Source organism: Bradyrhizobium sp. CCBAU 25360, from assembly GCF_028128695.1.
GTDB classification, from domain to species: Bacteria; Pseudomonadota; Alphaproteobacteria; order Rhizobiales; family Xanthobacteraceae; genus Bradyrhizobium; species Bradyrhizobium ottawaense.
On the sequence record NZ_LBJA01000042.1, the window covers coordinates 432,451 to 454,784 of the forward strand.

The 22,334-nt window shown below is 64.3% G+C and carries 18 protein-coding genes; 11 read left to right on the forward strand and 7 right to left on the reverse strand.

The window, feature by feature from the left end:
* Positions 1-15 precede the first annotated feature (15 nt).
* Genes XH81_RS26075 through XH81_RS26085 form a run of 3 tightly spaced genes read right to left on the reverse strand, consistent with a single transcriptional unit; the run spans position 16 to position 2,784 of the window.
* Positions 16-1,380 carry an amidohydrolase family protein gene (locus XH81_RS26075; RefSeq protein ID WP_028142487.1) on the reverse strand — a complete coding sequence of 455 codons (1,365 nt, stop codon included), beginning with the start codon at positions 1,378-1,380 and terminating at the stop codon, positions 16-18.
* Positions 1,381-1,384: 4 nt separating this feature from the next.
* Positions 1,385-2,464: a maleylacetate reductase gene (locus XH81_RS26080; protein WP_028142488.1), complete on the reverse strand. Its 1,080-nt coding sequence runs from the start codon at positions 2,462-2,464 to the stop codon at positions 1,385-1,387.
* On the reverse strand, positions 2,461-2,784 hold the full coding sequence (locus XH81_RS26085; protein ID WP_018316008.1) for a Dabb family protein: 324 nt from the start codon (positions 2,782-2,784) through the stop codon (positions 2,461-2,463). Before XH81_RS26085 ends, XH81_RS26080 begins: the two co-directional genes overlap by 4 nt.
* A 108-nt stretch (positions 2,785-2,892) precedes the next feature.
* Between XH81_RS26085 and XH81_RS26090 the strand changes: the two genes are divergently transcribed.
* The 7 genes from XH81_RS26090 (at position 2,893) to XH81_RS26120 (ending at position 11,421) form a co-directional block, all read left to right on the forward strand.
* Positions 2,893-3,816: a LysR family transcriptional regulator gene (locus XH81_RS26090; protein ID WP_038947957.1), complete on the forward strand. Its 924-nt coding sequence runs from the start codon at positions 2,893-2,895 to the stop codon at positions 3,814-3,816.
* A gap of 12 nt (positions 3,817-3,828) precedes the next feature.
* The gene (gene xylB / locus XH81_RS26095) at positions 3,829-5,274 is read left to right on the forward strand and encodes a xylulokinase (RefSeq protein WP_028142490.1); all 1,446 of its coding nucleotides are present in this window, start codon (positions 3,829-3,831) and stop codon (positions 5,272-5,274) included.
* 130 nt (positions 5,275-5,404) lie between these two features.
* Positions 5,405-6,928, forward strand: coding sequence for a sugar ABC transporter ATP-binding protein (locus XH81_RS26100; protein ID WP_028142491.1), 1,524 nt, complete (start codon positions 5,405-5,407; stop codon positions 6,926-6,928).
* Positions 6,921-7,961 carry an ABC transporter permease subunit gene (locus XH81_RS26105; protein ID WP_028142492.1) on the forward strand — a complete coding sequence of 347 codons (1,041 nt, stop codon included), beginning with the start codon at positions 6,921-6,923 and terminating at the stop codon, positions 7,959-7,961. Before XH81_RS26100 ends, XH81_RS26105 begins: the two co-directional genes overlap by 8 nt.
* Before the next feature lie 87 nt (positions 7,962-8,048).
* A complete protein-coding gene (locus tag XH81_RS26110) occupies positions 8,049-8,996 on the forward strand; it encodes an ABC transporter substrate-binding protein (protein WP_028142493.1) in 948 nt (315 codons plus the stop codon).
* Between the two features lie 189 nt (positions 8,997-9,185).
* On the forward strand, positions 9,186-9,653 hold the full coding sequence (locus XH81_RS26115) for a MarR family winged helix-turn-helix transcriptional regulator (protein ID WP_370093376.1): 468 nt from the start codon (positions 9,186-9,188) through the stop codon (positions 9,651-9,653).
* Positions 9,654-9,699: 46 nt separating this feature from the next.
* Positions 9,700-11,421: an FAD-dependent oxidoreductase gene (locus tag XH81_RS26120; RefSeq protein WP_028142495.1), complete on the forward strand. Its 1,722-nt coding sequence runs from the start codon at positions 9,700-9,702 to the stop codon at positions 11,419-11,421.
* On the opposite strand, the gene XH81_RS26125 is transcribed toward XH81_RS26120, so the two are convergent.
* From XH81_RS26125 to XH81_RS26135, 3 genes are all read right to left on the reverse strand, one after another.
* Complete coding sequence (locus XH81_RS26125; protein ID WP_028142496.1) at positions 11,404-12,939, reverse strand: glucosamine inositolphosphorylceramide transferase family protein; 1,536 nt, start codon at positions 12,937-12,939, stop codon at positions 11,404-11,406. The two genes, XH81_RS26120 and XH81_RS26125, sit on opposite strands and share 18 nt — an antisense overlap.
* Before the next feature lie 29 nt (positions 12,940-12,968).
* Positions 12,969-14,144, reverse strand: coding sequence for a glycosyltransferase family 4 protein (locus tag XH81_RS26130; protein WP_028142497.1), 1,176 nt, complete (start codon positions 14,142-14,144; stop codon positions 12,969-12,971).
* 238 nt (positions 14,145-14,382) lie between these two features.
* The gene (locus tag XH81_RS26135; RefSeq protein ID WP_028142498.1) at positions 14,383-15,729 is read right to left on the reverse strand and encodes a lipopolysaccharide biosynthesis protein; all 1,347 of its coding nucleotides are present in this window, start codon (positions 15,727-15,729) and stop codon (positions 14,383-14,385) included.
* 467 nt (positions 15,730-16,196) lie between these two features.
* Between XH81_RS26135 and XH81_RS26140 the strand changes: the two genes are divergently transcribed.
* Positions 16,197-17,420, forward strand: a complete 1,224-nt coding sequence (locus tag XH81_RS26140; RefSeq protein WP_028142499.1) for an FAD-dependent oxidoreductase — start codon at positions 16,197-16,199, stop codon at positions 17,418-17,420.
* A gap of 27 nt (positions 17,421-17,447) precedes the next feature.
* Here the strand turns inward: XH81_RS26140 and XH81_RS26145 are convergent, their stop codons facing one another.
* Positions 17,448-18,584, reverse strand: a complete 1,137-nt coding sequence (locus XH81_RS26145) for a GNAT family N-acetyltransferase (protein ID WP_028142500.1) — start codon at positions 18,582-18,584, stop codon at positions 17,448-17,450.
* A 648-nt stretch (positions 18,585-19,232) separates the two neighbouring features.
* On the opposite strand from XH81_RS26145, the gene XH81_RS26150 reads away from it, so the two are divergent.
* The 3 genes from XH81_RS26150 to XH81_RS26160 are packed head-to-tail and all read left to right on the forward strand — an operon-like array spanning position 19,233 to position 22,320.
* Positions 19,233-20,393, forward strand: a complete 1,161-nt coding sequence (locus XH81_RS26150; RefSeq protein ID WP_028142501.1) for a transporter substrate-binding domain-containing protein — start codon at positions 19,233-19,235, stop codon at positions 20,391-20,393.
* Positions 20,390-21,055 carry an ANTAR domain-containing response regulator gene (locus tag XH81_RS26155; RefSeq protein ID WP_028142502.1) on the forward strand — a complete coding sequence of 222 codons (666 nt, stop codon included), beginning with the start codon at positions 20,390-20,392 and terminating at the stop codon, positions 21,053-21,055. The genes XH81_RS26150 and XH81_RS26155 overlap by 4 nt, the downstream gene beginning before the upstream one ends.
* A gap of 11 nt (positions 21,056-21,066) precedes the next feature.
* Positions 21,067-22,320, forward strand: a complete 1,254-nt coding sequence (locus XH81_RS26160; protein WP_028142503.1) for an urea ABC transporter substrate-binding protein — start codon at positions 21,067-21,069, stop codon at positions 22,318-22,320.
* Positions 22,321-22,334: the final 14 nt, after the last annotated feature.

Here is a 22,334-nt window from a genome sequence, read left to right on the forward strand (position 1 = left end):
TTGTCCGTTGGCGCCTCAGGCGGCGCGTCCCTGTCGTTCGATGTCCTGCACCAGCCGCCGGCCGGATTGCGCCAGCAGCTCTTTCTTGGTCTCCAACCCCTCAGCCAGCAGTCGGCCGTTCCGCTTCTTCCAGGCGCCGCCGATCATGACGGCCTCGATATTGGCGAGGCTCGTCTGCATCACGACTGTGGCGACGGGATCATGCACCGGGACGAGGTTGAGATCGGAGACGTTGATGATGACGAGATCGGCGAGCTTGCCTGGCGTCAGCGAGCCGATCTGGCGCTCGCGGCCGAGCATGCGGGCGCCTTCCGTCGTGATCCAGCGCAGCGCCTCGCGCACGGGGATCGTGGTCGTCGCGGGGATGGTGCCGCGGGTCTTGCGGGACTCCGCATTGTCGAGCGACCGCTGCATCGAGAGCGCAATGCGCGCGGCGGAGAACAGGTCGCCGGCCAGGATGGATTCGAGGTCAATGCCGATGGTCGGCCGCACGCCACGCCTGAGCAACCGTCCGGTGATCGGAAAGCCATGGCCCTGGATCATCTCGTTCTCGGGCGTCACCGAGAAGGAGACGCCGAGATCGACCATCATGTCGAGGAGATTGTCGGGCAAATCGTTGCCATGGACGATGTTGATGTCGGTGCCGACGAGGCCGGCTTCGATCAACTTCTCCCAGCCGCCGGGCGTCTTGGCCGGACCGCCGCCCTGATGCATCGATGCGATCAGCTTGAGCTCGCGCGCCATGCGTAAATCATGCATGGCGACCTCGAGCGTCGAATAATGCGGGCCGAGGATCGCAAGGCCCAGCGTGACAAGGCCGTCGCGGTCGGCGAGGGGACCCGTGAGCAGCCGCTCGACCTCGCGGCGCGGATGCGGCACTTCCGAGAAATGCGGCTCGCCGGGCTTTGGCTCCGGCTTTGGCGAGCCATGGAAGAACGCGGCACGAATGCCGCTCTCGATCAGGCCGCGCACGGCAGCGTCGGTATGATCAGGTGTCGGATTGTTGTGACACCAGTCGACGAGTGTTGTCGTGCCGCAGTTGATCTGGTTCAGCGCGCCGACCAGCGTCGCGATATGGATGTCGTCGGGCCGGAACACGGTGGCCAGCCCGGCATGCATGCGGCGGAAATATTCCAGCAGTGTCCAGTTCGCGGCATAGCCGCGCAGGCCCGTCTGCCAGGTGTGCATATGCGCGTTGATCAGGCCGGGGATGACGATGCGACCCTTTCCGTCGATGATCTCCGTATCGGTCGCGACATCGATCGATGGTCGCACCTCGACGATCCGGTTGCCCTCGACCAGCACGTCGCCGGTGCCGAGGTCGCCGATCGCGTCATCCATGCTGATGACGGTCGCGGATCTGATCAGCGTGCGCCGCATCGCCTCAAGCCGCCGCTTTGATTGGGGCCGGCGGCTCGCCGGCCCAGGCGCGCGCAATCAAGTCGCGGATGGCGCCGCGCTCGAGCGGGCGCGGATTCCAGTAGGCGTTGGTGACGGCAAGATCAGCCGCCTTGTCGATGCCGCCCTCGGGCATGCCGATATCGCGCAGCCCCGTCTTCGCACCCAGCCGCTTCGCAAGTTCGAAAAGTCCCTGCGATGCATCGGCAGCGCCAATCGCGCGCGAGATGCGCATGATGGCGTCGGGCACCGCCGGCGCATTGTAGGCCAGCGCATGCGGCAGCACGATGGTGTGGGTCTCGGCGTGCGGCAGGTCGAAGGTTCCGCCGAGCGTGTGGCAGAGCTTGTGATGCAGCGCCATGCCGACGGTGCCCAGACAAACACCGCACAGCCAGGCGCCGTAAAGCGCTTCTGTGCGGGCCTCACGGTTGTCGCTCTTGGCGGCGATGGCGGGCAGGGCGCGGGCCAGTGCGCGGATGCCTTCTTCCGCCATCAGCGACGTCACGGGATTGGTGTCGCGCGCGTAAAGCGCTTCCACCGCGTGGGCGATCGCGTTGATGCCTGATGTCGCGGCGAGACCCGCCGGCAGCGTCAAAGTGAGGTCGACATCGTAGATCACGGTCTCCGGCAGGATAGCCGCATCGCGCACGGTGGTCTTCAGGCCGTTCTCGGTCTGGCCGACGATCGGCGTCATCTCCGAGCCTGCATAGGTGGTGGGAATGCAGAGCTGGTTGACGCCGGTTCGCAGCGCCAGCGCCTTGCCGAGGCCGGTGGTCGAGCCGCCGCCGAGCGAGACGACGCAGTCGGCCTCGCACGCCTTCATTGCCGCGAGCGCACGCTCCGTGACCTCGACCGGCGTGTGCATGGTGGCGCCGGGAAAGATGCCGGCATAGAGCGGGCCGAGCGCCGCCCCGAGGCTCTTGCCCTGCGCCTCCTGCTGCGGCGTCGTCAGCACAAGCGCGCGCTTGCCGCCGAGCCGTTCCACCTCGGCCTTGGCGGAGCCAAGCGTTCCGCTACCGAAGACGACGCGGCAGGGCAGGTTTTCAAAGGTGAACGAACCGATCATGCGCCGGTCTCTTTGATGGGATAATCGACCTGGAAGCGTCCGATCCGCAAGTCGCCAAGCGCCTCGCGCACGCGTAGATGTTCGGGATGGTTGGCATAGGCCGAGAGCGCGGCCTGGTCGGTAAATTCCGAGAACAGCACCACGTCGCAGGCGTAGTCGACCGCACTGACGTCCACGCCGACTTCGATATGGGTGAGGCCGTCGATCCTACCCTTGAGGCCCTCGAACAGGGTCTTGACCTTGACCCGGGCGGCGGAGCGCTCCTCGGGGCTTTCCCCGCGCAACCGCCACATCACGATGTGCCTGATCGGGCCCGACATTTCCTGATTTTCCTCGCCTGCGATTATGTCTCGTTGTGGCTATTTTGCCTTGCGGAAAACGGAAATAAAGGCCAAAATTTGTAAGTCTCTTTTCCTCTTTTAGCAAAAATGGACCGGCTGCTCCAACTCGAAGTCTTCTCCAAAACCGCCGAGCTCGGCAGCCTGTCCAAGGCCGCCGAAATCCTGCGGATGTCGAACGCGGCCGCCAGCCGCCACCTCAGCGCGCTGGAGGAACGGCTCGCAGTCCGGCTGATCGAACGCAACACGCGCCGGCTATGGCTGACGGAGGCAGGGCAGGAGCTTCTGCAGCGCTGCAGCACGTTGTTGAACGAGCTCGCCGAAGCCGAGGATGCCGTCTCCGACCGCGCGCTGTCGCCGAAGGGCATGCTGCGCGTGACGAGTTCGCTGTCCTTTGCGATGATCTATCTCGCGCCGATGCTGCCCGCCTTCCGCGCGCTGTATCCTGATCTCAGCGTGCAGATCATCAGCGCAAACCGCTACCTGGACTTCATCGAGGCCGGCATCGACGTGGCGATCCGCACGCGCGAGCACGAGCCGGATTCCAACATCATCGTCCGCCGCATCGGCCAGATGCACCGCGTGCTCGCGGCGGCGCCGTCATATCTGGAGAAGCACGGCCGGCCGGAGCACCCTGCCGATCTCGCCCGCCACAACATGCTGATCTACAATCTCGCCAACGATCCCTATTCGCTGCGGCTCAGCCAGGGCAGCACGACGCAGACGGTGCGGATCGCGCCGACGCTCGACAGCAATGATGGCCAGATCATCTGCGGTGCGGCACGCGCGGGGCTCGGCATCCTGATCCAGCCGCTTTACATCGTGCAGAGCGATATCGCAGCCGGCCGGCTGGTGCCTGTCCTGACGGGCTGGGAGTTGCCGCTGCTCACCATGAACATCGCCTATCAAAACCGCGTCCGGCTGCCTGCCAAGATCAGGGTGTTTTCCGACTTCCTGGTCAGCCACATCCGCGAGCATTCCGAGCCGGGGATCTGGATCGACGCGGCGAAGTGAGCGGAAGCAGTCATGTATCTCGGCATCGATCTCGGCACCTCCGCAGTCAAGACCGTTCTCGTCGACGGCGCCCAGCGCGTGATTGCAAGCGAGAGCCGGCCGCTGATGATCACCTCGACGCAATCGGGTTATTACGAGCAGGACCCCGCGCAATGGATCGAGGCGACCTTCGCCACGCTCGATGCCCTGAAGACGTCGCATGGAAAAGAGCTGGCGACGGTCCAGGGCATTGGGCTGTCCGGCCAGATGCATGGCGCCACGCTGCTCGATGCGAGCTCGAGGCCGCTGCGGCCTTGCATCCTGTGGAACGACGGACGCGCTGCCGCCGAGTGTCGCGTCCTGGAGCAGCGCTGGCCTGCCTTGCGTGCCGTGACGGGCAATAAGGCGATGCCAGGCTTTACCGCGCCGAAACTGCTCTGGGTCGCGACGCACGAACCTGAAGTCTTTGCAGCGACGAAATTGGTGCTGCTGCCAAAGGCCTATCTGCGCCTGGTGATGTCAGGCGAGGCCGTCGAGGACGTGTCGGATGCGTCGGGATCCCTATGGCTCGACGTCGCGCGCCGGGACTGGTCGGACGAGGCCTTGGCCGCGACCGGCCTGTCGCGCGATCACATGCCGCGCCTGGTCGAGGGATGCGCGGCAGCAGCAACATTGCGCAGCGACCTCGCGCAGCGCTGGGGCATGGTGAGGCAGCCGGTGATCGCGGGCGGCGCTGGCGACAATCCGGCGGGCGCCGTCGGCATCGGTGCGATCCAGCCGGGAACCGCGTTCGTATCTTTGGGAACCTCGGGTGCCCTGCTGGCGCCGACCAGCACAATCGCTGCGAACCCGGACTGTGCGGTGCATACCTTCTGCCACGCCATTCCCGGCATGTGGATTCAGGCTGGCGCGATGCTGTCGGCCGCCTCCTGCCTCGCCTGGGCCGCGCGCCTGTTCGGCGTCAGCGAGGCCGAGTTGCTGGCGCCGCTTGGATCGCATCCACAGGCGCCGTCGCCGGTGAGCTTCCTGCCTTATCTCGCGGGTGAGCGGACCCCGCACGACGATCCCGTCGTGCGCGGCATGCTCGATGGTTTGAGCCATGGCACCGATCGCGCGGCGATCGTGCAGGCGGTGCTCGAGGGCGTTGCCTTCGCGCTGGCCGATTGCCGCGACGCGCTCGCCGATGCTGGCATTGTGATTACGGAAGCCGATGCCATTGGCGGTGGTTCACGGTCCGGCTTCTGGCTCTCGGTGCTGGCGAACGTGCTGAATATTCCGATCCACCGCTTCGCCGGAGGTGAGACCGGCGCAGCGTTCGGTGCGGCGAGATTGGGGCGACTTGCTGTCACCGGTGAGGCGATCGCCACCGTTTGCACCCGGCCGCAGCGCATCGAGACGTACAAACCTGACACCGGGCTGACTGATGCTTATGCCGAGCGGCTTCCCGCCTGGCGCGAACTGTATCGGCCGCGCCACTAGCATCGCCTCGATGCTACATTCCCGTCTGTTCGGTATTGCCCTGTGCCGCGGCCTTTTGTTTAATGCGCAAGCCGCGCTGACAGAATGATTGAGACGCGGGTGGGAAACGCATTGTGCGCCGGGAGGCACGATGAACGATCCGATCCTCGAGATGCGCGGGGTCTCAAAGTCCTTCTTCGGCATCAAGGCGCTGCGCGCCGTCGATCTCACTGTCTATGCCGGTGAAATTCATGCCCTGATGGGTGAGAACGGCGCCGGCAAGTCGACGCTGATGAAGATCCTGTCCGGCGCCTATCGGCCGGATCCCGGCGGCGAGATCCGCATCGAAGGACAGCCGGTACGGATCGAAGGTCCGCTCGGCGGCCGCGCGGCAGGCATCTCCATCATCTATCAGGAGCTGTCGCTCGCGCCCAATCTCAGCGTTGCCGAGAATATCTATCTGGGGCGAGAGATATCGCGGACAGGCTTGCTGGCGCGCGGCGCCATGCGCGAGGGCGTCGGTCCCATCCTGAAGCGGCTCGGTGCGGACTTCCTGCCGTCGACGCTGGTGGCGCATCTGTCCATGGGGCAGCGGCAACTGGTCGAGATCGCGCGTGCGCTGCACGCGAGATCAAGGATCCTGATCATGGACGAGCCGACCACGGCGCTGTCGGCCGGCGAGAGCGCACGGCTGTTCGCGCTGATCCGCCAGCTTCGCGCCGAGGGCCTCGCCATCATCTACATCTCGCATCGCATGGACGAGGTCTACGCGCTCGGCGACCGCGTCACCGTGCTGCGCGACGGCCGGCTGGTCGGCTCGCTCGACAAGCCCGAGATCCGTGCGGACACCATCGTGCGGCTGATGGTCGGGCGCGACGTCTCATCGTTCTACAAGAAGGACCATGATCCGGAGGCGGGACGCGGCCATCCCGTGCTCGCCGCGATCGACATGGCCGATGGCCTGCGCGTCAAGGGCTGCTCGCTGACCGTGCACGCGGGTGAGGTGGTCGGTCTCGCCGGCCTGATCGGCGCCGGGCGTACCGAGCTTGCGCATCTCATCATCGGCGCGTTGCCAAAAACCTCCGGCCGGCTCGAGCTGGAGGGACGGCCGGTCGAGATCCGCACGCCGGGTGAGGCGCTTGAGGCCGGCATCGCCTATCTGACGGAGGACCGCAAGGCGCTCGGCCTGTTTCTCGACATGTCATGTCTGGACAACATCAACCTCGCGGTCCTCAGCCGCGATGCGAAGCTCGGCTGGTTCCTGGATCGCGATAAGGCACGCGAGCGCGCCGATCGGGCCTTCGCAGGGCTCAGCATCCGCGCCGCCAATGTCGGCGTTCCCGCCGGCGGCCTGTCCGGCGGCAATCAGCAGAAGCTGCTGTTGTCGCGGCTTCTTGCCATTGCGCCTAAGGTGCTGATCCTCGACGAGCCGACACGCGGCGTCGACGTCGGCGCCAAATCCGAGATCTATTCGATCATCGACAATCTTGCCAAAGCCGGCACCGCGATCCTCGTCATCTCGTCCGACCTGCCCGAGATCATCGGTATCTGTGACCGCGTCGTCGTGATGCGGTCGGGACTGGTTGCAGGCGAGGTCCGGCGAACCGAGACGGCGCCGTTGAACCAGGAAGACATCATGGCGCTTGCCACGGGGATGGAGCATCTCGATGCCTGACAATGGTGCCTCGCAGGCCAAGCCCGCACCGGCGACGACCAACGGTGCTGCCGCAGAGTCAAAGCGCCAGCGGGTGAGGGTGCTGATCAGCGCGCTCGGTATGTTGCCGGTGCTCCTGATCCTCTGCATCGGCTTCCACTTCCTGTCCGAGGGCCGCTTCTTCACCGGACAAAATCTCGGCATCGTGCTGCAGCAGGCCGCGGTGAACACCGTGCTCGCCGCGGGCATGACCTTCGTCATCCTCACCGGCGGCATCGACCTTTCGGTCGGCTCGATCCTGGCGGCTTCCGCCATGGCCGGGTTGACGCTCTCCAAGATGCCGGAGCTCGGGATGCTTTGGCTGCCGGCCGCGCTGCTCACCGGCCTTGGCTTCGGTGTCGTCAACGGCGCGCTGATCGCGCTGCTCCGATTGCCGCCCTTCATCGTCACGCTCGGCTCGCTCACTGCGGTACGCGGCCTGGCGCGACTGCTCGGGGCCGATACCACCGTGTTCAATCCGTCCATTCCCTATGCCTTCATCGGCAACGGCTCGCTGACCCTCATCCCCGGCGTCGCGTCGATCCCGTGGCTCTCGGTGATCGCCTTGCTCGTCATCCTCGTCTCGTGGCTGGTGCTGCGCCGGACCGTACTCGGCGTGCACATCTATGCGGTGGGCGGCAATGAAAGCGCGGCGCGGCTTGCCGGCATCAAGGTCTGGGGCGTGCTGATCTTCGTCTACGGCGTCTCCGGGCTTTTCGCCGGGCTCGGCGGCGCCATGCAGGCGGCGCGGCTCTATGCGGCCAACGGCCTGCAGCTCGGCCAGTCCTACGAACTCGACGCGATCACCGCCGTGATCCTCGGCGGCACCTCCTTCGTCGGCGGCATCGGCTCGATCTGGGGCACGCTGGTCGGCGCGTTGATCATCGCCGTGCTGTCGAACGGCCTGATCCTCGTCGGCGTCTCCGACATCTGGCAATATGTCATCAAGGGCCTGGTGATCATCGGCGCCGTGGCGCTCGATCGCTACCGGCTGCAGGGCTCCGCCAGAACTTGAAGGGCTCTGCCAGAACGTGAATGCGAGGTTCCGTTGCGGCAACTGGTCTGCCGCGCCGGGGACGAAGACAGACCAGGGAGGAAGTCCATGTTGAAGACGATCATGCTCGCCGGCGCCGCGACGGCGCTTGCCCTCAGCGCCGCGCCATCCTTCGCCAAGGAGCTCAAGTCGATCGGGGTCTCGCTGGGATCGATGGGCAATCCGTTCTTCGTCGCGCTGTCGAAGGGCGCCGAGTTCGAGGCGAAGAAGACCAATCCCAATGTGAAGATCACCGCCGTCGGCTTCGAATACGACCTCGGCAAGCAGGTCACCCAGATCGACAATTTCATTGCCGCTGGTGTCGACCTGATCTTGCTCAACCCCGGCGATCCCAAGGCAATCGGGCCGGCGATCAAGAAGGCGCAGGCGGCAGGCATCGTCGTCGTCGCGGTCGACACCGCGGCCGAAGGCGCCGACGCCACCGTGACCACGAACAACGTGCAGGCCGGTGAGATCTCCTGCCAGTACATCGTCGACAAGCTGGGCGGCAAGGGCGACGTCATCATCGAGAATGGGCCGCAGGTCTCCGCCGTGATCGATCGCGTCGTCGGCTGCAAGAACGTCTTCTCGAAGAATGCCGGCATCAAGGTGTTGTCCAACGACCAGGACGGCAAAGGCTCGCGCGAAGGCGGCCTCACCGTCGCGCAGGGTTATCTGACGCGCTTCCCCAAGATCGACGCCATCTTCGCCATCAACGACCCGCAGGCGATCGGCACCGACCTTGCGGCGCGCCAGCAGAACCGCAGCGGAATCGTCATCACCGCTGTCGACGGCGCGCCCGATATCGAGGCCGCGCTGAAGGATCCGCAGTCGCCGCAGATCCAGGCCTCGGCTTCGCAGGACCCGTTCTTCATGGCGCGGCGGGCTGTGCAGGTGGGCGTCGGCATTCTCAATGGCCAGAAGCCGGCCTCGACCGTCGAGCTGCTGCCGTCCAAGCTGGTGACCAGAGACAATGTCGCCGAGTACAAGGGCTGGACCTCGGATCGTTCCCAGTAAGATGCCGTCCCTTACCGGCAGCGCTTGAAACGGGGGATGGCGGGCGGCGTTTTGAAACCACGCCGCCCGTGGTGCGATAGCCGCCAATGCACGTGCTGATCTGCCGTATGAGCGCGCGGCCTGCCTCATGTGTTAGCCTCGCGCAATCTCGATCAGTCCGAATCGGAAGCAGTTCTCGTGAAATCCAGGATATCCGGCGCCACATCCGGCACCGCGTGGCGGCATGCCAATATCGGTCGCCTGCTCAACAACGCCGTGCGGCGCTTCGAAGGCCGCGTGCTCGAATTGATGAGCGACAAGGGGCACGACGAGACGCGCATCGCGCATGTCAGCCTGACCCGCAATCTCGACGTCGAGGGAACGAGGCTCACCGAGCTCGCCCGCCGCGCCTCCATGAGCAAGCAGGCGATGGGCGAGCTGGTCGATCAATGCGCCGAGCTCGGCCTCGTCAATCGTATCGCCGATCCGACCGACCGGCGCGCGCGCATCGTCATGTTCACGCCCGCCGGGCGCAAATGGCTGGATGCGTTCCGCGATGCCGTGGACATCGCCGAGCAGGAGATGCGCGCCGAGCTCGGCAAGGCCACGATGGACGCGATCCTGAAGGGACTGGCGGTCTATGGCGAGAGGTTCGACACGCTCGAGGATATCGATTAGTCAGGCGACTTGACGATATCGTCAGGCTTCCTTACCATGCAAGATAATGCTGGTAGGGAGAAGCGTCTTGGAAACACGTCTGACGGCCGCGGTGCTCATCGTGGGCGGGGGGCCCTGCGGGCTGATGCTGGCCAACGAGCTCGGCCGTCGCGGTGTGTCCGCGATGCTGGTCGACGAGAAGCCGGGGACCGCGTTCAATCCGCAGGCCAATGCAACGCAGGCGCGCTCGATGGAGCACTACCGGCGGCTGGGTTTTGCCGACGAGATCAGGCGCGAAGGCCTGCCCGCGGACTACCCGACCGACGTTGCGTACTTCACCCGTTATGCCGGCTACGAGCTGGCGCGGTTTGCCCTGCCGTCCTCGTCGCGCGCGGGCGAGCTGATCAAGGGCATGTCGGGCTCCTGGAGCGCGGCGGAGCTGCCGCACCGGGTCTCGCAGAAATATGTCGAGGCGGTGCTGCGTCGCCATGCCGAACGGCTTGCCGGCATCAGGCTGAACTATGGCCACCGGCTGATCGGCTACGTCGGAAGCGATGACGGCATCGTCGGCGAGATCGAATGTCTCGCTGACGGCCGCCGCTTTCAGGTGGAGGCCGACTTCCTCGTTGGCGCCGACGGACCGCGCTCGACGGTCCGGCAATCGCTCGGCATTGTCTATGGCGGCGAGACCGGAACGCAGCGTGACTTCATGGGCGGCCGCATGCTGGCGGTCTATCTCCGCTCGCCGGAGTTCTACGCGAGCATCCCGCACGCCAAGGCGTGGATGTACAATTGCTTCAACGGGGATCGCCGCGCCTTCATGGCCTCGGTGAACGGGCGTGACGAATTCGCGTTTCACACGCAGCTTCGGCCGGGCGAGGACGAAAGTGCGATCACGATCAACGAGGCCAAGGCCGCGTTCCAGCGCGCGTGCGGCGCGCCGATCGATTGCGAGGTGCTGTCCTTCCTGACCTGGACCGCCGGTCACGCGCTGGTGGCGGACGGCATGCAACGGGGCAGGGTGTTCCTCGGCGGCGACGCCGCGCATCTGTTCACGCCGACCGGCGGGCTCGGATACAACACCGCGATCGAGGATGCGGTCAATCTCGGCTGGAAGCTCGCGAGCGTCGTCAAGAGTCTGAGCCCGGCGACGCTGCTCGACAGCTACGAGGTCGAGCGGCGTCCGGTGGCGCTCCGCAACACCGACTATGCGCGGCGCTTCGCGGACTCCCTTGGTCTGTTCGCGCCGGCGCCTGAGATCGAGGACGCCACCGACGAGGGCAGCGAGGCGCGGCGGACGGCGGGCATTTATCTCGAACAGCACGCCCGTGCCGAATTCAACATCCCCGGTGTCACCTTCGGCGGACGGTACGACGGCTCGCCGATCATCGTCTCCGATGGCAGCCAGCCGCCGCCCGATGCCGCAAACGTCTACGTTCCCAGCGCCTGCCCCGGTGGCCGCGCACCGCATGCGTGGCTGGACGATGGCGTGTCCCTGTACGACCTTTTCGGGTTCGAATGGACGCTGCTCCAGTTCGGCGAGGTCGCGTCGGCGCCCGCTGCGGTCACCGACGCCGTCCGCGCGCTCGGGGTCGATTTGAAGCTGGTCACGCTGCCTGCATCCTTGCGCGACCTCTATGAGGCGGACCTCGCTCTGATACGTCCCGACCAGATCGTGGCCTGGCGCGGCAGCGCGTCGCAGGCTGGAACGATCGGAAGCGTCCTTGCCCGCGCGCTCGGACGCAGCGCAAGCGACAGCGCGCCGGCGGCTTCAGCCGGCGGTGTATGAACTGGTGCGCGGAGACTGAACGGCGGACGGAAATCTGCCCGCGAAGGCGCGGGTCTTGGGTTGGACACGCGATCCGTCGATCACCTCGAGCCGGCCGCAGCGGTTCAGGGTGTGCAGCTTTCTGCCAGGCCACACCGGTCCGGGCTTCAAGGAATGGCGGACGACCTGCTTGAAGGCCGTTGGCGACAACTCGATCACTTCCGCCAGCGCGAGCGCCGCACCGTATCCGTCGGCACAGTTCTGGACCGGGCGCCACAATTGATCATTGATGGTCACGAAATTCCCCGCCGGCCGCGTGCTCGCGCGGTCGATCAGGACCGGATTGCTGGCATGGGGCAACCAGGGGCCCAGCAGGTGCTCGGCGTAGTAGATCGCCAGCGAGTCCGAATAACCGCCGGTTCCGTCGCGCCAGGCCCCGAATAGGTAGTGCAGGCCGTTGTGCCGCGTGATCGTGACGTCGGCCAGCTCAAGGCCTGACAGGAGCGTCGCGTGTCGCTCCCATTTGTCCGGGAACCGAACGCATTTGTAGAGGGCGACGTCGCCGTGGATCGAGCTCTCCGGGATCATCCACAAATCGCCGCCGTCTTCGATCAGGAAGGGATAGGAGAGGTGCCAAGGCTCCTCCAGCACGGGCACGACCTCGCCGGTCGGCCCGCTGTCGCCGAACTCGATCGCCGAAATGATGCCCTTTTCAACCCGATGATCCAGATCTTCAAAGAAGACGAATGTTCGTCCCTGCCAGGTCATGGGAAAGGGATCGGCGTAGAAGTGGTTTCCAGGATCTCCCAGAACGTTCCAGCTTGGACCTGATAGATCTCCGGTCTGCCAGACGCCCGCGCCGTCATTGAAGCGCCACCCGACATGCCAGTGAGGGGCATAGCAGCACAGGCGATAAATCTCCTTGGCGATCGACACGGCAAGGCCGCGCGCGACATAGCCAACGGGGCCACGACGCGGGCCATCCGCTGCCGGACGCGCCACTTGCGGCGCAAGCCGCGGTCGTCCCGATAGGATCGCCGCCACCATGGTCAGGGTTCGCGCCATGACGGTTTCGAGTGCGCCGCTCAGGCCGGCGGCAATTTCTCCGGATGGATGGCCGCGATCGAGGACCGAACCGTCGACCTCGTTGACGATGTCGATCACCGGCAGGTCGCCAGCCAGAATGGCGGCGAGCGCGGCGTTCTCGCCTGCAACGCCATTGAACAGCGGACGGAGATACAGCCCAGCCGAGCTGTTCGGATCGCGCGCGGCGCCGGTGAAGTCGACGACCACGTCGGCCGTCCCGGTGCGAACCTGGGTCCCTTCCGCAACGATGTTCAGCCTGTTGGCGCCGCTGTGTTTGCCCTTGTGCAACACCAGGCGTTCGAGCTCGAACAGGGCGTCGAGGCCTGTGGGGCGCGGCTCTGCAGTTGCCGTCCACGCGATTTGAACCGGAACCTGCCGGCCGTCGATCAACAGCGTCTCGCGGCCCATCCACCGCCGCGCATGCTCACGTTCACAGCGAAACTCGATGATCATGTCGAGCCAATCTATTCCAACGTATCAGGTCAAATGACCTGGCCGAGAATCCGAACGTATTCCTCAACCATGGCATCTACCGAATAGCGCAACCGCAAGCCTTTGGCGTTTTGTCGCAGTTCGTCGCTTAGATGTTGGTCCGTCAGCAGCCTGGAGACGGCCGCGGAGAGCTTCGCATGATCGGAAGCGTCGACGAAGAGTGCCGTCGGTCTTCCTTCGTAGGACAACACTTCGCGCAGGACGGGAAGATCGGTGACGACGGAGGGAACACCGGCGTTCGCAGCCTCGACCGCGGCCAGACCGAAGGTCTCGGCCTGTGTCGGGAATACGAACACGTCCAGGCAGGCGAGAAAGTCCGCCATCCGGCTGGGCGGGATTTCCCCAAGCAAATGCAGCCTGTCCGACACCTTCAATTCACTCGCCAGCAGCTTCAGCCGGCCCTCGTCGGCTCCCTGGCCGGCAAGCGCAAGGTGCCAGGACGGTTGATCCGGCAGCAGACGTATCGCCATATCGAGCCGCTTGTGCGGATGCAGCCTCGCTGCGCAGCCGAGCAATATGCGATCCGGCGGCAGGCTGAATTTTTGTCGTGCGGCTTCCTTCGACAGGGTAAGGGCCTTGTCGTCGAAGCCGTGCGGGACATGCACCATGCGCGACCGGTAGGCCGCGGGGTAGCGCGAATATTCGCGCTGCATGTCCTGCGAATTGAGCGTGATGCGGTCGAAGAAGCCAAGGCTACCCATGAAGATGTCAGCCGTGCGGACCGGCCAGCTCATCGACAGCGCGGATGAAACCTGATTGGCGATGACAGGTGCGCGGCTGACGAGGCGCGTCACGCCGCCGCCGATCACGTTGCCGAAATGCTGGAAGGTCAGGACGGCGTCGGGTTTGATGGTGCTGATATGGCGGCCGAGTGTCCACAGCATCCGCAGCAACGCCATCGGATTGCCCGGCCGGCTCGGCGCGCAGTAGAGCGTATCGGGCGGCTCATCGAAGGAATGCGATTTACGGAAGAAGAAGAGATTGGTGACGCGGTAGCCGCGCGCGGTCAGCCCGGCGCCAAGAAGCCTGGAGATCTCCTGCGCTCCGGCGTTCTCGGCCTGGGTTTGCGCGAGAAGCACGTGCAGCTTTCGTCCGCTGCCGTTCGACCGCGCGGGTGCCGTCGCGGTCGTCTCGCCCAATTCCTTATTCGGCTGATAGTGGAGCACCGATCCCGACCCGCTAAAGAAACGAAATCTTCACCTTCTTAACTCCGTACCTATCATGCGGGCATCGCGCGGACACCGACTAGCAGCAAACGGAGTTAATGCCAGGCTTGGCAGTCGACATCGTTCCCGCAGGCATTTCGCTGGTTCCCGGCTGCTGCGCGGCGAGCGCGTTAACCAATCGATCTTGCGCGCGGCCAGCGCGTGATTGCGGACCATCGGGCGACGGCGTGATTGAGGCCTAGTCGCTGGAGTCGGCGCCGCGCACTGCATAATTGCGGCGCTTCAAGGCGGAGAAGCGCAGCAGCACGAGGATCGAAGGATCCACCCCTGTTCGCCGGCGGCAGAGGACGTTCAGGGCGATGGTCGCGAGCGCCAGCGACACGGTCGCCGAAATCGCCGCGCCAAGCACGCCGAGCCAGGGAATGAGGATGAGAAATCCCACGAGCCGCAGCGCGACATTGGCGGCAACGACGGGAACGTAGATCCGTTCGTGGCCGGTCAGCTGCAGGATCGCAGCAGATGGGCCGCCTGCGGCCTGGATGGCCGTCCCGATTGCGAGCACGATCAAGACCGAGTGCTGCGCGGTGAAATGAGGTCCGAACAGGTTGAGGAGATAGGGGCCGCCGATCCAGATCATGGCGAGCCCGGCGACCACGCATAGCGCGGTCACCTCCGCCATCAACTGCAAGGTTCGCTCGAACTCCTGGTGGTTCTTGCTGAAATACAGCGAGGGAAGCCGGCGGGCTCCGAACGTGTATAGCGCCGCAGACAGCATGGCGAAGATATTGGCAAGGCGCGATGCGGCAAAGTAGATACCGGCAGTTACTGGATCCAGCATCCAGTACACCAGAATGACGTCGAAATACTGGTTTGCGGCTTCAAGAATGGATGCAAGCCAGAAGTGCAGGGCGCTCGAGCGCCAGCGGGACGTTTCGGAGCGCGCCGGCGTACCGCGCAAATCCGGCAGCACGCGCGCGATCGAAACGATTTGCGCAACCAGGCCCACGGATATGGCAATTGTCATCACCGCCATCAACTCGGCGGGATCGAGTTGCCGATGACCGAGCAGCATGGCGAGCAGAAACAGGACGACGATGACTCGCCAGAAGAACTCGCGATTTCCTTCGCCCGTGAGAATGCTGACCAGTGAGCGTGCGATCTGGCTGCCGAGCATCACGCCGGCATTCGCGGCCGTGTAGGCCGATACCGCAAGTATGAGCAGCCACCCATCGCCTCTCATGTTCGCCGCGATGGCGATCCCCGCGATCACGATCAGCATTGCGATCGAGGTAATCTTGAAGCTCGATAAGAGGACACCTTTGGTGAGATCCGGCCTGTCGCCGACCTGATACTCGTTCAGGAACCGCACCAGCAACGATTCCTGGCCGACCAGTCCCACGACGGCGGCGATCTGGGCAACCGAAAGCCAGGTCGCAAAGATACCGAAGCCGTCGGGCGACATCGTTCGTGCCGCCAGCGAAAACAGCGCAAACGCGAGCGCGCCGCTACCAACCTTGAGCAGGATGGTCCCGACGACACCGCGCGTGACGTCGCGCCGCATGAGCTGGAGGATGGATTTGATCATGAAGTTTAAGGAGCTGCTCTCTCCTGAAGAGACATCTTCCGATACCGGTGACAACCTAGCATACCGAAGAAATGCGAGTGTTAATGCAGGGCATCCAGGATCTCGCCTGCGGCGTCGATGTCGCGGTCATGCCGGTTGCTTCACTGTGGAACATCACCGTCCCCATTGTCCCAAATAGACCAGGGCCGAGCTCAGGCCGACTGACGGCATAGCGCCGCATCGACGGCCGAGAAAGGCGAGATCAGCGGCTTGAATGCCGAATGCCTCGCCGGGATCGACCGCAGAACTGCCAGAAGCCGGAATTTACGGAGAATCCCGAGCAAGAGGCGTGCCGGCTTTCGTCTGGGCGGCCGGCTCCCCCGCTTCATTAACCTCGATACCGAGAAATGATCGCGTTTGGTCCTGCGATGCGACATCAGGCCGGAGAATTGCACGTGCGGCTTTGGTTGACCGTGGGAGCCTGGATCATGACGGCGGATAGAACTGTGACCGAGCCGATCGGCGCAGCTGGCACTTCGACGATCGTTGCGGACATCGCGATCGTCGGTGGTGGCCTTGCAGGATCGCTTGCGGCGGCCGTGCTGGCGCGGGCAGGGCATCGCATCGTCCTGATCGACAAGCGGGCGGTCTATCCGGACGAGTTCCGGGTCGAAAAGATCGGCGGCCATCAGTTGGCGATGCTCCGCAAGCTGGGCTTCCTCGACGCGCTCGAAAATGTCGCTTGTCGATATGATCAGGTGCTCAATATCCGGGAAGGCAAGGTGGTCGATGTCAGCGTCGGCCAAGCCTACGGATTTCCCTATGCCGATCTCGTTGCGATGGCGCGCAGCCGGATCCCCGAGCCATCCGATCTGATTGTCGACGAGGTCACCGCGATCAGCTGCAGCGACGACGTCCAGCATCTCGAGCTGGCGTCCGGACGGCGCGTGACTGCGCGTCTCGTCGTTCTCGCCACGGGCATGGCGGCGGCTCTCGGTTATAAACTCGGTATCAAGCGGCAGATTCTGGCCGAGCGCCATTCGGTGTCGTTCGGTTTCACGATCGCCCGCCGCGATGGCGCGCCGTTCGATTTCGAGGCACTGACCTGCTATGGCGAGCGCACGGCCGACGGCATCGACTATCTCAGCCTGTTTCCCGTTCGCGCCGGCATGCGGGCCAATCTCTTCATGTTCCGCGACCCGACCGATCCGATCATGCGCGAGCTGCGTCGCGAACCGGAAGCGACCGTTCTGCGTCTGCTGCCGGGATTGCGGCCCTATCTCGGCGATTTCCGCGTCACCGACCGTGTCCAGAACTGGGTCATGGATCTGACCGTCGTCGAGGGACATCTCCAGCCCGGCATCGTGCTCATCGGCGATGCGTTCCAGACCAATTGTCCCGCCGCCGGCACGGGCGTCGCGCGCCTGCTGGTGGACGTCGATCGTCTGTGCACCGAATATGCGCCGAAGTGGCTCGCGACCCCAGGCATGGACCAGGAGAAGATTACGCAGTTCTATTCCGATCGCGACAAGATCGCGGCGGATCAGCAGTCCCTCAAGATGGCGCGCTTCCGCCAGGCCCTGACATCCCGCAACGATATCGGCTGGGATGTCCGGCGCCGGCTGCACTTCCTGCGGCGCAGCCTGACACACCGCGTCGATCAAATGCATCCCGGCTGGCTCGGGCGTGTTCGCGGGGCGTTGCGCGCCTGAGTTCCGCGGCCCTTCGCCTGCCGTTTTTCAGCGCGTGGGCGTCGAGGTGCGGGCGGGCAGGAGCCGCAAATCCGAGAGCCGCTTGGCCGCCAGTTTGAGCCAGGGAGCCTGCTTTAGCGCGAACAGGGCGATGGCACCTGCGGTGCTGCCGGCTTTCGTGATCGCCCACATCGGCGAGGGCTGTCCGCCGAACAGTTTCTTGTATGGCTCGTCACCGATGGTGAAATCGAGCATCTGATCGCCGCGCTCGATGCAATCCCGCGCTACCTGCTCGAACATCAGCGCGCCCAGGGACTGGCTCTTGTACCCGGCAATGTCGAAGGCGCTCATGATGATGAGGAAGCTGCCCTGATGGCAGAGGCCGAGCACGGCGGCGATCACTTCGCCGTCCATCTTCATGGCATAGAGACGCACAAAGGAGCCGAGCCCACGAAGGGCCACGTCGGAATAGAAGCCGAAATATTCGGGACGCTGGAGCAGATCTCCGTCGCCTTGCGCCTGAAAGCGCGGACCGCGAAACTTCCTCATCACGTCCATCGCCTCGAGCACGGAGGCGCTGTCGTTGCAGCATGAGAAGCTCAGCGCGCCCTTCTTCTGGAGCTGACGATATTTCTTTGCGAGCTCCTTCTGATAGGAGCGATCGATCGCACCGGCCCGCCATTGCTCGAACGGCGCGACCAGGACCGTCGCGTAGGCGTTGGTGTCCATCGATACGCGGCGGGATGCGGCCAGGAGGTTCTCGATCGGAAGCCGCCCGTCGGGCAGCTTGGTGATCCGGAGCAGATCGAAAGGGCGAACGAGGCGCCGAATCTCCGCGCATGCGTCCGCGTCATCGAGCAGTTGCGAGAACACTTTCGGGCTGCAAACCGGCGCCAGATAGTCGGAGACGCGGAGGTCGGCGAACTCGACGGTTCGGATCGGGCCGCGCCGGATCCGGAGCAAGGGCAGCACCATCGCAAGGGCGCCCGTCGCGCGGTGGCGGACCACGACGACCAGAGGTGTCGCACCCGCATCCGAAGCGAGCCTGGTGTAGAGGCTGTGCAGCCAGATCGGATGCTGGAACGCAGTGGCGGCCGAGCGATCAAACAGCTCGGCATATTCCGGAGACAGAAAGTCGAACGCCTGCTCGATGACGATGTCGAACGTGTTGCTAAGTTTGTTCATGCGCAATCAGGGAAACCGGATAATTCGCGAAGTCGATCGAGCCGTGGCTACGCTTTATAGCAGGGTCGTTACGGGCGAGACACCGGCGGCGTGCGATTTGCATTAACGCGCTCAACCACGTTCGTATCGTTACCAAATTCTTAAATCCCAGAGCCGTTTGGGCTTGGTCTCGGGATGAGATCGTGCAGAGGCGGCTCGATACCAGACGGGGCCCCCAAGGCAGCTGAAGTTCACTCGCCCCAACGAAACCGACAGCTGGCAGAGACATCCGTCGTTCGTGCGGCAAGCGACGATGCTCTCGGCTGGGCGTGGGCCTCCTGGCAGCTCGGCACGCAGCTTTCAATAGCCCGCCGGAAACCGGACGCCAGGCGTGCCCTGGTGTCTCCGCCGCATCGAAGCGGCGCCCTTGGCTCGGCTGCATAGTTTTGCTGCACCACGATATGAATCGCGGCAGCTTTCGCTGCAATAACGCGCTTGACTTCGTAACTGATCTCAACGACCGTATCATGCAAGCGTTGGGCAGTTCAGCCCGTCAACGCAACGAGCTTCAACCATTTCCAACATCACGCTGATTTGGCGTGCTCAGTTGGCGGCGAGGGCGCCCTCGGCTTAACAGCCGGTGGGCGCTTTTTTGTTTTGGAACGAGTGATGGCGCGGACGAACTATCGGATCGGCGTGATGCTGTCGACGACGGGATCCTACAGCGTCGTTGCGCGCTCGATGCTGAACGGGGCGCTGCTCGCGTTTCGCGAAATCAATGCGGGCCGTGACGACATTGCGCTGGAGCCGGTCGTGGTCAACCCGGCCGGCGACCTTGCGAGCTATCGTTCGTTCAGCCTCGAGCTGCTCGGTTCCGGCGTCCGGCATGTGGTCGGCTGCTACACCTCGTCGAGCCGCAAGGAAGTGATCCCCTGCTTCGAGAAGTTCGACGGACTGCTTTGGTACCCGTCTCACTACGAAGGATTCGAGAGCTCCGACAACGTCATCTATACCGGCGCGGCGCCGAACCAGCACGTGCTGCCGCTCGTCGATTATTTGGCATCCCGCGTCGGCTCGCGCGCCTTCTGCGTCGGCTCCAATTACATCTGGGCCTGGGAAAACAATCGCATCTTCCGGGAGGCGCTGGCCGCGCGCGGTGGCACCGTGCTTGCCGAGCGGTATCTCTCGGTCGGTGATACCGAGGTCGACCAGGTGATCGCGGCGATCATCGATCAGCGCCCCGACTTCGTCTTCAACAATTTGATCGGCACCAGCGCTTACGCCTTCTTCCGGGCGTTCCGGGCCGCCTGCCGTGCGCGTGGCATCGATCAGGCGGCTGAAATCCCGGTCGCGAGCTGCACGCTGTCGGAGCCGGAATTGCCGGAAATCGGCCCGGATGCTGTCGACGGACATCTGTCCTCGAGTGTTTACTTCTCCTCGCTGAACTCGGCGGAAAACGGCGCCTTCATTCGCGCCTACACCACATCCTTTCCGGACGGACCGGTCTCGTCGGCAGACGCCGAAGCGTCCTACATCGCCGTCAAGCTGCTCGGCGCGGCCCTGTCACAAGCCGGCACGGACGACGCCCGCACGGTACGCGCCGCCGTCGCAGACCAGCGGCTGCGCGCTCCGCAAGGCGAGGTCCGCATCGACCGCCAGACCTTCCATGCCTGGCTGACGCCCCGGATCGGCCGGTCGACGGTCAGCGGGCAGTTCGAAGTGCTGCTGGAATCGCGCGAGCCAATCGCACCGGATCCCTATCTCGTTCAGTCGTCGCCGCGCTTTGCCAGCGCAATGCGCTCTCCGCTTTTGAAGGTGGTGCAATCATGAGCTCCCGACTGCTACAGAACTTCAAGGGCGGCCGTGCCATCGTCGTCACCCGGCGAGGCGGATGGGAGAGCGCGCTCGAAACGACGCTGGCCAAGCTTGGCGTCTCCACCGAATATCCGGAGATCATCGACGGTCGTGCGCAGATTGACGTCGCAAGCCTTCAGGCCGAGCGGGACATCCTGTTCATCGACGGCGATCTCGAAGGCGCGGTAGCGATCGAGGTCAATCCCGGCTCGCGTTTGCCGCCGGTGCCGGTGATCGGCCTCGTCGGCGTCGAAGCGCCGAGCCGGCTCAAGGCGCTCGTCAATCTCGGTGCAACCTCGTTCCTGCGTAAGCCCGTGCATGGCGGCGCGGTCTACACGTCCCTGTTCATGGGCATCAACCAGTTCCTGCTGCGCGCCGAGATGTATGAGCGCCTTCAAGGCCTCGAGGAGCGCCGCCGCGGCCGGCGCGCGGTGATCCGGGCGGTCGTCCTGCTGATGCAGCAAGACGGCCTCGACGAGGAGGGAGCCTATTCCCAGCTCCGGCGCGACAGCATGCGTGCGCGGCAGAACATGGAACTCTATTGCGAGGAGTTTATGAGCAAGCGGGCGAAGCCGCCCGATACGTCCGGCCGCACAACCGGCATCACGCTGCAAGGCGGCAATAAGCAGGCCATCTAGGAGAAGCAAAAATGAGCAAGTCTGTATTGCGGGGGCTGCGTGCCGCAGCCCTCACGGGGACGCTTGTCCTCGGATCACCCCTTGGACCACAAATGGCACTCGCGGCGGAAAATCCGATCAAGCTCGGCGTGCTTGAAGATCAGTCCGGCGATTTTGCCGCAGCGACGATCGGCAAGGTCCACGCCATCCAGCTCGCCGCCGACGAGATCAACAAGGCCGGCGGCATCATGGGCCGGCCGCTCGAGCTCGTCGCTTACGACACGCAATCCGACAACACTCGCTACCAGGAGTTCATGCGGCGCGTCCTCCAGCGCGACAAGGTCGACGTTGTGTTCGCGGGCTTTTCGTCGGCCTCGCGCGAGGCGTACCGTCCGATCGTCGACCAGTTCAATGGCTTCGCATTCTACAACAACCAGTACGAAGGCGGTGTCTGTGACGGCCACATGATCGTGACAGGCGCGGTGCCCGAGCAGCAGTTCTCCACGCTCATCCCCTACATGATGGAGAAGTACGGCAAGAACGTCTACACGCTCGCTGCCGACTACAATTTCGGCCAGATCTCGGCGGAATGGGTGCGCAAGATCGTCAAGGAGAATGGGGGCAAGATGGCCGGCGAGGAGTTCATCCCGCTCGGCGTGTCGCAGTTCTCCCAGAGCATCCAGAACATCCAGAAGGCCAAGCCCGACTTCGTGGTCACCCTGCTGGTCGGCACCGCGCAGGCCTCCTATTACGAGCAGGCGGCCTCCGCCAACGTCAACCTGCCGATGGCTTCCTCGGTCAACGTCGGCCAGGGCTACGAGCACAAGCGTTTCAAGCCGCCGAGCCTGAAGGACATGTACGTCACCACCAACTACATCGAGGAGATCTCTTCGCCGAAGAGCAAGGAGTTCTACGCCAAGTTCAAGGCGAAGTTCCCGAGCGAGCCCTATGTCAACCAGGAGGCGGAGAACTCCTATCTCGCCGTCTATCTCTACAAGCAGATGGTGGAGCGCGCGAAGTCGACCAAGCGCGAGGACATCCGCAAGGTGATCGCGCTCGGCGACGTCTGCATGGACGCGCCGGAGGGCAAGGTCTGCATCGACCCGAAGAGCCAGCACATGTCGCACACGATCTATCTCGCCAAGGTCGGTGCGGATCACGCGATCTCTTTCCCGAAAGTCTGGGAAGACATCAAGCCGTACTGGCTGGGTGAGGCCGGCTGCGATCTGACCAAGAAGGATCCGATGGCCCAGTACACGCCGTCGAATCCCCCGCCGAAACCCTGACGGCGGCTGGTTGC